The organism is Ancylobacter sp. GW821-FHT10E12, from assembly GCF_058809335.1.
Window position 1 is genome coordinate 158065 of sequence record NZ_JBXASN010000010.1, and the last position, 13739, is coordinate 171803.

Below are 13739 nucleotides of genomic sequence, written 5' to 3' on the forward strand. Positions count from 1 at the left end.
GCGAGGCGGCCCGCCTCGCTCTCTCCATGGAAAGCACATGTCAATGCTGCTTCGCGCCGTCGCCGCGCTCATCGTCGGCTTTGCCGGCGGCGGCGTGTTCCTGATCCTGCACGCGCCGCTGCCCTGGACCCTCGGCTCGCTGGCCGCCACCGCGACCGTCGCGCTGCTGGGGCGGCGCTGGTTCCTGCCGCCGATCGCCTGGAGTCTCGCCCGCCCCTGCGTCGGCGTGCTGGCGGGCAGCGCCTTCACCCTGCCGGTGCTGCTGTCGATTGCCGGCTGGTGGGACGTCATCGCCCTGTTGCTCGCCTATTCGCTGATCATGACGATGCTCGGCTCGCTGCTCTTCCGCCGGCTGGCCGGGTTCGATCCCGTCACCTCGTTCTTCGCGTCCGCCCCCGCCGGACTGGGGGAGCTGAGCCTTCTCGGCTCGACGCTGGGCGGCAATCTGCGCGCCCTCGTCCTCGTCCATGCCGTGCGCATCGTGATCGTGGTGTTCACCGTCCCCTTCGCGGTGCGCTGGCTGCTGGCGGACGGGTCGGCACCGGCAGCTCCGGTCGCCGTCCTCGCGACGGCGGGCGGGCTGAGCGACTGGCTGGTGCTCGGCGCCTGCGGGGTACTCGGCTATTTTCTCGGTCGACCCTTCCGCACGGTCGGCGGGGTGATGCTTGTTCCCATGCTGCTCAGCGCGGCCGCCCACGTCGCCGGCCTCACCGCCATGACGCCGCCCGGCTGGCTGATGGCGCTGGTGCAGGTATGCATCGGGTCGATCGCCGGTTCGCGGTTTGCCGGCCTTACCTTCGAGGAATTCCGCACCACCGTCGTCTACGCATTCGGCTGGGCGATAAGCCTGCTCGCGACCGCCTTCCTCGCAGCGCTCGCCTGCACACGCTTCACGGACCACTCGCTGGCCGAACTTGTGCTCGCCTTCGCTCCCGGCGGCATCGTCGAGGTCACCATCGTCGCCTATGCCATGAGTGTCGAGGTGGCCTTCGTCGTGACCTGCCAGTTGTGCCGGGTCAGCCTGGTCCTCCTCTTCGCGCCGGCGCTGTTCCGACTGACCGGCCGCCATCAGCCTGCCGAGTGAGCCCGGCACCGGCCCGAGATCACTCCTCTCATGCCGACCGTGCACGGTGGATGCCGATCAATCCGATGCCGATCGCCGCGCAGACGGCGCAGGCCGCGAAGATGCCGCGATAACCGACCAGCGGCAGCAGAAGCCCGGCAAGCGGCCCGGTTGCGGCGAGCGCGACGTCGAGGAACACCGTGTAGGCGCCGAGCGCCGCGCCACGGTTGGATGCGTCGACACGCTTCATCAGTTCCACGCCCAACGAGGGGAACACCATCCCGAAGCCCAGGCCGGCCAGCGCTCCGCCGACAAGGGCATAGACGGCGGCCGGGGCAAGCCAGATCAGTCCCAGTCCGATGCATTCGAGCGCCAGGGCGACCGTGGCGATGCGATAGCCGCCGACGTGATCGACGCTGCCGCCGAAGAACAGACGCGAGCCGGCAAAGGCGAGGCCGAACAGCGACACCAGCAGGGACGGACGATCCCATCCCGCGTTGATGAACATCAGGCTGCCGAAGCTCGCGACCGCAGCGAAGCCGATGGCGCCCAGCGTGAGGGCCGCACCGAACGGCAATACCAGCCAGAGCGTCGCGCCGGGCCGCGCGCGCACCCCGGCCACGATCGGCGTCGCGGCATGGCACGCGGCGACGACGAGCCCGACCAGGCTGGCCAGCACGCAGGCACCGCCGACCGCCCACAGGCCGGTGCTCTGGTGGACCAGATCACCCACGGGCGCTCCGGCCGCGATGGCGCCATAGGCGGCGATTCCACCCCAGGACATCACCTGTGCCGTATGCGCCGTCCCGACCCGGCCGATGTTCCATGTGATGGTCGCCGTGCCGGAACAGCTCTCGCCGAAGCCGAGCAGAAGCCGGCTCGCCAGAATGAGCCCATAGGTCACCAGTGGCGCGGCGGAGACGAAGCCCGCCGCCATCAGGAGCAGCCCCGCCATCGTCGCGGCGACGAGGCCATGGATCACCGTGCGCTTGGCCCCGATCGTGTCCGAAAGCCGGCCCGCAAGCGAGCGGGTGAGCACGGTCGAGAGGAATTGCACGCTGACCGACAGTCCCGCGAACACCGGTCCCAGGCCGAGTTCGCCGACGACATAGGCCGGCAGCACCGCCAGCGGAATTCCGACACCGAGATAGGTGCAGAAATTGATGAACGCGACCGGCAGGATGCGCAGCAGCGCCGTTTTGTCACGCGTCCGGGGCCGAGCGCTCGCCGCAGGGGTCGCCAGCCTGGCAAAAGCCGTGGGTTCCTTTCGGGTAAACCGGTTCCAGCTCATCGATCTGGGGAAGCTTCCCGTGGGGACGGCACTCCGGGGAGACCGGGGATCCGGCCGAGGCTGGATTCGGTATAGCCGCCATCCATGCAGATGTTCTGGCCGACAATGAACGCAGCCTCGCGGCCAAGCAGGAAAGCGATCACGCCCGCGACGTCCTCGGGCTCGCCGACCCGTCCCAGCGGCACGATCCGGTTGCGTTCGGCGGCCAGCTGCGGATCCCGGTAGATCGCCTCCGTCAGCGTGGTGCGGATCATGCCGGGCGACACGCTGTTCACGCGGATTCCTTCCGGCGCCCATTCCTGCGCGAGTTGGCGGCACAGCATGATCAGCGCCGCCTTGCTGGCAGAATAGGCCCCCATCCGCGGATGCGGCGTCATGCCGGAGGCGGAGGCGACGGCGACCAGTGCGCCGCGGCTGGCGGCGAGATCGGAATGCGCCGCCTTCGCCAGCAGCCAGACGGCGCGCACGTTGACCGCGAACAGACGCTCCCATTCCGACAGCGGGAGCTCGGCGAGGGGAGCGGGCCCGGTCACGCCCGCATTGGCCACCACGCCGTCGAGCCCGCCGCAATGCGCACGCGCCTCGCGCACCAGCCGCGCCGGGACCTCGCTGTCTTCGAGATCGCCCACGATGCAGGCGACCGAGGCGCCGAGCCGGGCCAGGTCGGCCGCGACACCGTCGAGCGCGTCGCCCGGCAGGCGGCCGGCGAGCGCGATGCGCAGCCGGTCGCCATATAGATGCCCGAGCTCCAGCGCCGCGGCGGCACCGATGCCGCGGCTGGCGCCGGTCACGAGGACACGCATCGGCGCCGCGGCGGTGGCGGGCGAGCCCCTCATGGGCGAGCCCCTCATGGTCATGCGGGCAGGCCCGAACGGGCGAGGTCGCGCGCCGCCTGCCGGAAGGCCCGCACGGTGACGTCCATCTCGGACTCGCCATGGGCCAGCGACACGAAGAAGCGACCCCAGGGCGTCGGCAGCGCGACGACGCCGTTGCGGCGCAGGCTCTCGCTCACCAGCTTCGTCATGTCGGGCCGCACCTTGTGCTTCGCTTCGTCATAGGTGCGCGGTGCCTGCTCGGCGAACCACAGCGAGAACACGCTGTCGAACCCCGTGGTCAGCGCGACGACACCCTCGTCGGCGAACGCCGCCTCGATTTCCCGGCGCAGCGACGCCCCCCAGTCGAACAGCCGTCGATAGGCCTCGCCGTCCTCCAGCAGCTTCATCGTCGCCAGCACCGCCGAGGCGACGAGCGGGTTGCCGTGATAGGTGCCGAAACAAGGCACCGTGCCATTTTCCACCACTTCGAACGCCGCTGGCGTGCCCAGGACGGCGGCGACCGGCACGCCGCTGCCGATCGCCTTGCCGAGCGTGACAAGGTCCGGCATCAGACCGAGTTCCTCGGAGACCAGCCTCACCCCCCGCCGCAGCCCCACCATCACCTCGTCGGCGATGATCAGCGTACCGTTGGCCTGCGCGCGGCGCGTCAGATGCTCGAAGAAGGCGCGATCGGGAACCAGGCAGCCGGTATTGCCGAGCATGGGCTCGACAAGGATGGCGGCGAGCTCCTCGCCCATCTCGTCGAACATCTGGTCGACATCGGCGATATCGTTGACGCGGAACAGCGTCGTGCCTTCCTTGACCGGGCGCTCATTGGCGCGCTCGGCTTCCGGGGATTCCACCAGGCCGAAGCGCATCGGGTCGAACCAGCCGTCATAGCCGCCGACCGCCTTGGCGATCAGCCGCCGGCCGGAGACGGCGCGGGCGATGCGGCAGGCGAGGTGGACGGCTTCGGTTCCGGTGGTCACGAAGGTCGCGCGCGTCACCCGCTCCCCGCCGATGCGGGCCAGCGCGGCGCCGGCCAACTCCTCGCGATCATTGGGAAAACCCGGCATCGGGCCGTTCTGCAGCGCCGCGATGCAGGCCTCCATCACCGCCGGATGGGCGTGGCCGAGCAGCGTCGCGCCCATCGCCATGCCGTAGTCGACGAAGCTGCGGCCCTCGGTGTCGAAGAGGCGCGCGCCCTGGCTGCGGGAGACGACGAAGCCCTTGCCGTCGAGCTCCGGCAGGCTGCGCGCCCGGCTCGACACGCCGAACGGCACGGTGAGTGCGCCCATGTCAGTTACTCCAATGATATCAGCGGCTTGTTCAGAAGCCGAGAAGCTTCGGCAACCACTCGGTGGTGGCCGGCACGAAGGCGACGACCAGCAGGCAGATATTGCTGGTAATGAAGAAGGGGATCAGCCGCCGCGTGACCGGATTCACCCCGATCCTGGCGATGTTGCAGACCACGAAGATGTTGGTGCCCACCGGCGGAGTGAAGAGCCCGATACCGCCGGAGATCACGAAGATCAGCCCGAGCTGGTACGGCGCGAGCCCGGCCTCCAGACCGATGGGGTGTACGATGGGAGCAAGTATTATGATTGTTGGACCAAGATCGGCCCAGGTGCCGACGAAGGTCAGCAGCAGGATGATCAGCAGCACTGTGACCGTCGGACCGGCGCCGAGGTCGGTCAGCAGGCCCGCCGTCCAGGAGGGCACCTCCTCCACGGTGAGGATCCAGGAGAACGGCACCGACACCGCCATGATGATCATGATGGCGCCGGTCATCTTCACCGTCTCGTCGCCGACCTTCCACAGCTTGCCCCAGCCGATCTCGCGATAGATCAGGCACCCCACCGCGAGCGCCCACACCACGGCGACGAAGGCGGCCTCGGTGGGAGTGGCGAAGCCGGTGAGCATCGAGCCGAGCACGCCGGCCGGCATCAGCACCGCCGGCAGGGCACGGAACAGGTGCTTGGAGAAGGTGACGAGGGTCGGGCGGCTCTCGGATTTCGGGAACCCCTCGCGCACGCCGACCCAATAGGCGGTGAGCATGAAGGTGACGGTGAGCATCAGCCCCGGAATGATGCCGGCGGCGAACAGGCCGCCGATCGAGGTGTTGGTGATCACGCCGTACATGATCATCACCACGCTCGGCGGGATGATGATGCCGAGCGTGCCGGCCGCCGCCGTCACCGCGGCGGCGAAGTCCTTGGGGTAGCCGCGCTCGGCCATGGCCGGGATCATGATCGAGCCGACGGCGCCGGTATCGGCGGTGGCCGAGCCGGTAATGCCGCCATAGACCATGCAGGTGGCGACATTCACCAGGCCGAGGCCGCCGCGGATGCGGCCGAACACGTCGTCGGCGAGATTGATGATGCGCCGCGTCAGCCCGCCCTCGTTCATGATGCCGCCGGCGACCAGGAACAGCGGAATCGAGGCGAGCGCGATGGAATTGGCACCGCTGAATATCTGCTGCGCGAACCAGGCCGGCGGCAGCGGCACGAAGCCCAGCGTGATGACGGCGAGCGTCGAGATGGCGATCGACCAGGCGACCGGCACGCCGGTATAGAGCGTCGCGGCGAAGACGCCGAAGAGCACGATGAGGGTCATGAACGGCTACCGGAAGATACGGAACAGGCGCAGCAGCGCGATGACGCCGAGACAGGCGCCCATGAAGAGGATGACGCCCTGCATGGTCCATGAGGGAATGCGCATCACCGGCGTCGGCATGAAGCCGGTGCGCCCGAGCATGGCGTAGCCGCTGCGCAGCAGCGCCACGGAAACCAGCAGAAGCACCAGCGCGTGATAGAAGCGGAACACCCGCCCCCGGTCGCTGGTGGTGCCGTCGATCGAGACGTTCTCGCCGACGATCTCCGCCGCCACGGTGCCGATGGCGGTGATCCACAGGAACATGATCGCCAGCAGCTCGAACGACCAGGTGACGCCGCTGAGGTGCAGATAGCGCCCGACCACGCCGAGGCCGGTGGCGAAGAGCAGCACCACCAGCGCCGCCATCCCGGCCCAGGCGAGGCCGAGATGCACCGCCCGGCCGAACCGCTCGACCGGCGCGCGGCCCGCGGGCAGCAGGTCGCCGACGATGGGATCGCGCCCCGCCCCGCTCACGCCTTGCTCGCCGCGTCGCGTACCGCCTTCACGAGATCGGCGCCATATTCCTTGGAGAAGGTCTCGTAGACCGGGCCGACCATGGCGGCGAACGGCGCGGTGTCGACATCGTTCACCTTCAGCCCCTTCTCCTTCAGCTTGGCGATGACGCCGGCATAGGATTCCGAAATCGCGGTGCGGTACCAGGTCTGCGTCGCGGCGGCGGCGTCGGTGACCGCCTTGCGCTCGGCCGGGGTGAGGCTGTCGAGCTTGGCCTTGTTGGCGTACCACCAGTTCGCCATCCACATGTAGTTGGACAGCGAGAGATATTTCTGCGCCTCGTACCACTTGGCGTCGTAGAAATCGCGCAGTTCCGGCTCGGTGCCGTCGACCACGCCGCTCTGCAGCGAGGTGTAGACCTCGCCATAGGGGATCGCCTGCGGCAGCGCGCCCAGCGCCTTGATGGTCTCGATGGCGACCGGGATCGGCGGGGTACGCATCTTCAGCCCGGCCATGTCCTCCGGCTTCAGGATCGGATGCTTGCTGTTGGTGAAGCTGCGGAAGCCGGAATCCAGCACCCCGACCAGTTCGTAGCCCTTGGTCGACCCCATGGCGGTGAGCTGCGCCCCGACCGGGCCGTCGAGCACGGCATGCACCTTGGCGAAGCTGTCGAACAGGAAGGGCAGCGAAACGACGTTGAGGCGCGGGTCGATGGCGTCGACGACGCCGCCGAGGCCCATGTCGACCGAGCCGTCGCCGACCGCCTCGCAGACCGGCCCCTCGTCGCCGAGCGCGCCATTGGCGAAAAGCATGACCTTGACGCTGCCCCCGGTCGCCTTCTCGACATCGGCCTTGAACAGGATCATGGCCTTCTGGATGAGGCTGTCCTCGGGCGAGGAATGGGCGACCTTCAGCGTGGTGGCGGCCGTCGCGCGGCCGTTGATCGCGAAGGTGGAAAGCGCGGCAGCGCCTGCAATGAAAGTCCTGCGGTCTAGGCGCACGGTCATCTCCAGGTTTTCACCAGTTGCGACGAGTGTAATCCTCGGACGTCCACCCGAATTCTTGTTCTAAACGATCAACAGAATGCATATCCGCCAACATCTGGCCGATGAACATCGATGACGTGTTGATGACAATGTGGTCGGCGGAAGGCCCCGGCGTCAATCGCCCGCGAGGCGCGCCAACTCAACAAGTTCTTATACGTTCATAAGCTTGTTTTATTGCTCATGGGAGCGCCGGCACGCGATGCCTGCGCGGCATGAACCCAGCTGGTGCCGCCCGCGCCCGGCTCATAGGGGCGCGTGAACTCCGCCCTGAGGAACGCCGCGACGCGGCGCGCCGCCAAGCGCTCGCTGCGGCCGACGAGGAGCACCAATGGCAGCGCCGGCAAGGTGGGCAGCCCCTCCGCTTCGCCGAGGCGGCGCCACCCGGCGGGCACCGCGCTCTCCGGCAGCACGGTCAGCATGCTGCCGGAGGCGACGGCGAGATGGATTCCGCTGACATGCGACGACGTATGGGCGAGCCGCCAGGGGCGATTGGCGCGGTCGAGCGTCGCGAAGGCGCGCGGACGGGCCGAGCAATCGTCCGAGAACATGGCGAGGCGCAGCACGTCCTCGCACTCGGGACGGCCGTTGGGGCCGGTGCACCAGACCTGCCGCTCATAGCGGAACACGGCATCGGGCGGATCGTCGCCATTCTGGGTAACGACGGCGACATCGAGCTCGCCGGCTTCCATCATGACGCGCAGCTTGCGCGAGAAGTCGCATGAGAGGTCGATATAGATGGCACGGTTCTGCGGGCTGAAGCGATGCAGCAGCGCCTCGCCGAAGGAGGACACGAAATCGTCCGGCATGCCGAGCCGCACCCGGCTCTCGGTCACCCGGTCGGCGACGGCGGACAGCGCCTCCGCCTCGATCGACTGGATCTTGCGCGCATAGCCGATCAGGCATTCGCCGGTGACCGTCGGCGTCACCCGCCGATGGCTGCGTTCGAACAGCCGCTTGCCGAGGCGTTCCTCCAGCCGGGCAACCGACATGCTCACCGCGGCCTGGGTCTTGCCGAGGTGCTCGGCGGCCGCCGTGAAGCTGCCGAAATCCGCCACGGCGATCAGTGCCGCCAACGCATCGCTATCGAGATGACGCACTCGCGCTCCCTCGCCCGGTCCTCCGCATGTCGGCGGCTACGATAGCGGAGCGGCGGCGAAGCCCTAAGAATGAATAAGCCGCAGTCAGCCCTTTGGAATGATCATTTATTGGGCGGAACCCTGTCGGGCCGTCTCCGTCCTCACAGCTTCAGGTCGAGCAGCGCCTGGCGCATGACGGCGGGATCGGCGTCGACGCCCGTCCAGTACTTGATGCCGATCACCCCCTGATTGACCAGCATGCCGAGCCCGTCGACCGTGCGGCAGCCCCGCGCCTGCGCCGCCTTCAGCAGGTGCGTCAGCGGCGGATTGTGGATGCCGTCGGCCACCACCATCTCCGGCGCCAGCGTGTCGGTGTCGAGGTCGAGCCTCGCCTCGACATTCGGGTACAGCCCGATCGAGGTGGCGTTGATGACGATGTCGGTGCCGACCGGCACCTTGAACGCCCCCTCCCAGGGCAGGTACTCGGCCTTCGCGCCGGTATGGGCGTTGAGGAGGTCCGCCACCTCCTCGCCCCGCGCGCGGCCGCGATTGACCACCGAGATGCGCGCCGCCCCGGCGAGCGCCAATTCGACGCCGACCGCCCGCGCCGCGCCGCCGGCGCCGAACAGCACCACCGTCTTGCCGGCGGGGTCGATCACCTCGGAAAGCGCCTTCACGAAGCCCTTGCCGTCGGTGTTCTCGCCGATCAGCCGATCGCCCCCGCGCACGATGGTGTTCACCGCGCCGATGATGCGCGCCGACTCGCCGAGCCCGTCGAGATGCTCGATCACCGCCACCTTGTGCGGGATCGAGCAGTTGAAGCCGCGCCAGCCCATCGCCCGCGCGCCGCGGACCGCGTCGCCCAGCACCTCGGGGGCGACCTCGCAATTGATGTAGCGCCAGTCGAGCCCGTGATGGCGATAGGCCGCCTCCACCATGGCAACGGTCGGGTTCTCCGCCGCCGGCATGGCGAAGGAGCCGGTGAGCGGTTGCAGGAAATCGTGCGGCATCGGGAAGCTCCGAATGAGAGAGGTCAGGCCAGGGGAGCGGCGGCGGCCAGAGGGGCCGGCGCGGCGAACCAATTCTCGCGCAGATGCCGGCCGACCCTGAGCGCCTGCGCCGCCACGGTGAGCGCGGGGTTGACGGCGGCGGAGGACGGGAAGAAGCCCGCATCCACGACATAGAGGTTGGGATGGTCATAGGAGCGGCAAAAGGAATCGAGCGCCGCCGTCGCCGGATCCCCGCCCATGCGCACGGTGCCGCATTGATGCGATGGGCTCGCGGCACCGAAGCCGTGGGTCAGCACGACGGGGAAGCCGATGTCGCGAAGGAGCTTCTTCGTGCGGGCGACGAAACGCATATGCGGCGCGCGGTTCGTCGGCTGCCAGATCATTTCCGCCCGGTCGCCGGGCAGCGGGCGGATGGTGCTGTCCCAATGCGGCAGGTCCTCCGACATCGCCAGGAAGTCGACGCTGTGACGCGCCGTCCAGCGCCCGAGCGCCCGCGGCAGGCGGGGATAGGCGGAGCGGATCATCGGCTCCTGGACGTTGCCGAGCATCTGGACGTTGCCGAGCGGCACCGGATCGTCCGGCGCGCCGAAATAGAAGTCGTTGAGGCTCAGCGTCTTGGTATAGCGGGTGTCGTTGGCGGTGAAGGGCATGAGACCCATCAGGCCGGTCAAATGATGGTTCATGAAATGGCGCCCGACCACGCCCGAGCTGTTGGCGAGCCCGTGGGGATTGCGGCCATCCGCCGAGCGGAGCAGCAGCAGCGCCGAATTGAGAGCGCCCGCGCTCAGCACGAAAAGCGGTGCGCGCACCTCGAGGGTCTCGCCGCCACGCTCGACCTCGGCGGCCACGATGCGCGCGCCGCACTCATCGGCGATCAGCCGCGTCACCCGCGCCTCGCTCCAGAGCGTCACGTTCGGATGCGCCAGCGCCGGGGCGAGCAGCCGCGTTTCGGCATCGCCCTTGGCGCCGAAGCGGCAGGGAAAGGCGTCGCAGGTGCCGCAGCGCCGGCAGGCGCCGCCCGGCCTGAGGTCGATGGCCGCGGGCATGTGGAAAGGGCTGAGGCCGCGCGCCTTCAGCTTCCCGGCGATCCGCCCGATCACCGGCTCATGCGGCACCGGGGGATAGGGAAAGGCGGCGGACCGCGGCGGATCGGTCGGATCGGCGCCGGCGTCGCCGTGAACGCCGAACAGCCGCTCCGCCTCGGTGTAGTACGGCTCGAGCTCGTCATAGGAGATCGGCCAGGCCGGCGAGACGCCCTCCTCATGCTCCACCGCCTCGAAATCGCGGGCGCGAAAGCGGAACATCGCGGTGCCGTAGAACTTCGTGTGGCCGCCGACGAAATAATATTGTCCGGGCCGGAAGCGGCGGCCGGCGCCGTCCTGCCAGTCCTCCCGCGCCCGGTAGCGCTGCTGGACGAAGACCGCTTCGGCATCGGCATTCTGCGGTTCGACCGGGAGATGCGGCCCGCGCTCCAGAATGAGGATGCGGGCGCCGGTGGCGGCGAGGCTGAGCGCAACCGCTGAGCCGCCGACCCCCGAGCCGATGATGACCACATCGGGCTGCTCCGCCGCCCCTGTCTTCCCGGCCATGCCGCCCTCCCCGATTCCCGCGCACCGCAAGTGAGGCAAGCTACCGATATCGCGGGCCGCTGATGTTCCCGCCGGCCGCATGTTTTTGTAGGATTACCGCAACATCGACCGTTTCGATGCGGCTTGGAGGCCGGCAGCCATGCGTCCCTGGTTCGAACGGGTCACCATTCCAAAGAACCAGTCCTGGCTGCTGTTCGATCGCCGGCTGCCGGAATTCCCGTTCAACTGGCACTACCACCCCGAGTTCGAGCTGACGCTCACGGTCAACAGCCGCGGCATGCGCTTCGTCGGCGACCATGTGGAGACCTATGGCGACGGCGACCTGGTGCTGCTGGGGCCAAACCTGCCGCATGCCTGGCAGTCGCAGGCCGCCATCGACCATGCGGGACCTCACAGGGCGCTGGTGTGCTGGTTCACGCAAGGCTGGATCGAGGCGATGATCGAGCTCTCTCCCGAGCTCGCGCCGCTCCGCCCGCTGCTGGCCGAGTCGCGGCGCGGCGTGGTGTTCGGCCCGGCGGCGGCGCAGGCGGCACGCGCGCGCCTCGCCGGCCTGGTCGAGACCGGCATCGAGCAAAGGGTGCTCGACCTGTTGTCGATCCTCGTCGATCTCAGCCGGGACTCCGGGCGCAGCCCCCTCGCCTCCGGCGCCGTCACGCTCGGCGAGGTGCCGCGGGACCAGGCGCGCATGGCGCGGGTGCTGGATTGGCTGCATGAGCACTACACCCAGCCGATCGAGCTGGCACCGCTGGCGGAGCTCGCTCATCTCAGCGCCAGCCAGTTGCAGCGGATCTTCAAGCGGAGCACGCGGATGACGATTTCCGACTATGTCGCGCAGCTCCGCATCGGCCATGCCTGCGCACTGCTCGCCCAGAGCGACCGGCCGATCAGCATCATCGCCGACGAGATCGGGTATGCCGACGGCGCCCACCTCACCCGCCAGTTCCGCGCCGCCAAGGCGATGACGCCGCGCGCCTATCGCCGCCTGTTCCGGGCCGGCTGAGCCGGGCTCCACACGAAGGCGGACGGCATCGGGATCGCGGCCCTCGGGCGCGAGGCCACGCCGCCCGTCGGCGCGACGGTGTCAGAGGTGTGACGCATCCATCGGCGCGTTGCCGGCCGGGGCGCCGCTCGCGCCGCCCGGTGCCGGCCGGGATTTGCGCAAGCCCAGCCTCGACGACGCGCCAACGATCAGCAGCGCCATTGCGGCGGCCGCCACCGCCACCCACGGCGTGGTCAGAATGCCCGGCCCGGCGACGAGCACGCCGCCGGTAAAGGAGGCGCCGGAAATGCCGAGATTGAAGGCGGCGATGTTGAAGCCCGATGCCGTACCGACGGCATCGGGCGCCTCGACCTCGGCAATGGCCACCACGCCGGACTGGACGATCGGTGCGATGCCGAAGGCGAACACCCCCCAGACCGCCAGGTTTGCAAACATCGGCGCGACATGGCTTGCCGTGAAAGGCAACGCCGCCAACGCCGCGATCAATCCCGTGAGCACGATGCCGAGCGCCCGTTCCACGCCGAGACGGTCCGCCAGCCTGCCGCCCAGCAAATTGCCGATCACCGTCGCGACGCCGAACAGCATCAGCGCCAGGCTGACGGTGGCCTCGCTCACGCCGGTCACGCCGGTCATCAGCGGCGACAGGTAGGTGAAGACGACGAAGGAGCCGCCGAAGCCGAAGACCGTCACGAGATACATGGCGAGCAGCCGCGGCTTTCCGAGCAGGCCGAGCTGCGAGAGGAGCCCTGCCGGCGGCGTATGCGCGATGGTCTTCGGCAGCAGGACGACGAGACCGGCGACACTGATCGCACCGAGGAGGGCGACCGCGAGAAACGGCGCGCGCCAGCCGAGATGCTGGCCGACGAAGGAGCCGAACGGCACGCCGACGACCATGGCGACGGTCAACCCCGCGAACATGAGCGCGACCGCTCGCGCGGATCGCGACTTGTCGACCAGCGAGGTGGCGACCGTCGCGCCGATGGAGAAGAACACGCCATGGGCAATGCCGGTGACGATGCGGCCGGCAAGCAGCACCTCATAGCCGGGCGCGCAGGCGGCGATCAGGTTGCCGAGGGTGAAGACCGCCATCAGGCCGATGGAGAGCGACCGCCGCGGCAGCCGGCCGGTCAGCGCCGTGACGGTGGGTGCGCCGAGCGTGATCGACAGCGCGTAGAGGCTGACGAGCAGCCCCGCGGTGGGAATGGAGACGGACAGGTCCCGCGCCATTTCCGGGATCAGTCCGACGATGACGAATTCAGTGGTGCCGATGGCGAAGGCGGCGACCGCCAATGCAAACAATCCAAGCGGCATGTCGGCCCCCTTACGCGAGAAGGGAGGCGGCAGCCGCCTGCGCGATCGCTTCGTCGGCTTCGACCGTCGCGCCCGCCACGCCGATGGCGCCGATCACCACGCCACGCCCGTCGCGCAGCACGACGCCGCCGCCGAAGCTGACGAGGCCGCCATTGGTGTTCTCGAGCGTGTAGATCGCGCCGCCCGGCTGGGCCGCCCGCCCGAGCTGGAGGCTGTCGGTCTGGAACAGCGCCGCGGTGCGGGCCTTCTTCTGGCTGACCTCGATCGGACCGATATTGGCGCCGTCCATGCGGGCGAAGGCGACGGGGTGAGCGGCTGCATCCAGCACGGCGATGCAGACGGCAAAGCCGCCCCTGGCGGCCTCGGCCCTGGCCGTCGCGACGAGAGCGTCGGCGATTGAGATGTTCATGATCGGCTTCCTTCGGTTGGA

Annotated in this window: 13 protein-coding genes; 2 read left to right on the top strand and 11 right to left on the bottom strand. The window is 68.9% G+C overall.

Going from position 1 to position 13739, the window contains the following annotated elements; translation table 11 throughout:
- The first annotated feature begins 37 nt into the window (after positions 1-37).
- Positions 38-1084 carry an AbrB family transcriptional regulator gene (locus AC1RU4_RS15605; protein ID WP_492892016.1) on the top strand — a complete coding sequence of 349 codons (1047 nt, stop codon included), beginning with the start codon at positions 38-40 and terminating at the stop codon, positions 1082-1084.
- Positions 1085-1112: 28 nt separating this feature from the next.
- Here AC1RU4_RS15605 and AC1RU4_RS15610 read toward each other — a convergent pair whose 3' ends face one another.
- From AC1RU4_RS15610 to AC1RU4_RS15650, 9 genes are all read right to left on the bottom strand, one after another.
- Positions 1113-2354: an MFS transporter gene (locus AC1RU4_RS15610; protein ID WP_492892017.1), complete on the bottom strand. Its 1242-nt coding sequence runs from the start codon at positions 2352-2354 to the stop codon at positions 1113-1115.
- Complete coding sequence (locus AC1RU4_RS15615; protein ID WP_492892018.1) at positions 2351-3190, bottom strand: SDR family NAD(P)-dependent oxidoreductase; 840 nt, start codon at positions 3188-3190, stop codon at positions 2351-2353. Before AC1RU4_RS15615 ends, AC1RU4_RS15610 begins: the two co-directional genes overlap by 4 nt.
- Positions 3191-3207: 17 nt before the next feature.
- A complete protein-coding gene (locus AC1RU4_RS15620) occupies positions 3208-4467 on the bottom strand; it encodes an aspartate aminotransferase family protein (RefSeq protein ID WP_492892019.1) in 1260 nt (419 codons plus the stop codon).
- A gap of 31 nt (positions 4468-4498) precedes the next feature.
- Positions 4499-5785, bottom strand: a complete 1287-nt coding sequence (locus tag AC1RU4_RS15625; RefSeq protein ID WP_492892020.1) for a TRAP transporter large permease — start codon at positions 5783-5785, stop codon at positions 4499-4501.
- Positions 5786-5791: 6 nt separating this feature from the next.
- Positions 5792-6298 (bottom strand): TRAP transporter small permease, encoded by a 507-nt coding sequence (locus AC1RU4_RS15630; RefSeq protein WP_492892021.1) that lies wholly within the window; start codon positions 6296-6298, stop codon positions 5792-5794.
- Complete coding sequence (locus AC1RU4_RS15635) at positions 6295-7284, bottom strand: TRAP transporter substrate-binding protein (RefSeq protein WP_492892022.1); 990 nt, start codon at positions 7282-7284, stop codon at positions 6295-6297. The genes AC1RU4_RS15630 and AC1RU4_RS15635 overlap by 4 nt, the downstream gene beginning before the upstream one ends.
- 197 nt (positions 7285-7481) lie before the next feature.
- Positions 7482-8420: a LysR family transcriptional regulator gene (locus AC1RU4_RS15640; protein WP_492892023.1), complete on the bottom strand. Its 939-nt coding sequence runs from the start codon at positions 8418-8420 to the stop codon at positions 7482-7484.
- Between the two features lie 140 nt (positions 8421-8560).
- The gene (gene aroE, locus AC1RU4_RS15645; RefSeq protein WP_492892024.1) at positions 8561-9409 is read right to left on the bottom strand and encodes a shikimate dehydrogenase; all 849 of its coding nucleotides are present in this window, start codon (positions 9407-9409) and stop codon (positions 8561-8563) included.
- Positions 9410-9432: 23 nt separating this feature from the next.
- On the bottom strand, positions 9433-10998 hold the full coding sequence (locus AC1RU4_RS15650; RefSeq protein WP_492892025.1) for a GMC oxidoreductase: 1566 nt from the start codon (positions 10996-10998) through the stop codon (positions 9433-9435).
- A 139-nt stretch (positions 10999-11137) separates the two neighbouring features.
- Between AC1RU4_RS15650 and AC1RU4_RS15655 the strand changes: the two genes are divergently transcribed.
- Complete coding sequence (locus tag AC1RU4_RS15655) at positions 11138-11998, top strand: helix-turn-helix domain-containing protein (RefSeq protein ID WP_492892026.1); 861 nt, start codon at positions 11138-11140, stop codon at positions 11996-11998.
- A gap of 81 nt (positions 11999-12079) precedes the next feature.
- Here AC1RU4_RS15655 and AC1RU4_RS15660 read toward each other — a convergent pair whose 3' ends face one another.
- A complete protein-coding gene (locus tag AC1RU4_RS15660) occupies positions 12080-13309 on the bottom strand; it encodes an MFS transporter (RefSeq protein ID WP_492892027.1) in 1230 nt (409 codons plus the stop codon).
- Between the two features lie 10 nt (positions 13310-13319).
- Entirely contained in the window at positions 13320-13718 is a 399-nt protein-coding gene (locus tag AC1RU4_RS15665; protein WP_492892029.1) for a GlcG/HbpS family heme-binding protein, read from the bottom strand.
- Positions 13719-13739: the final 21 nt, after the last annotated feature.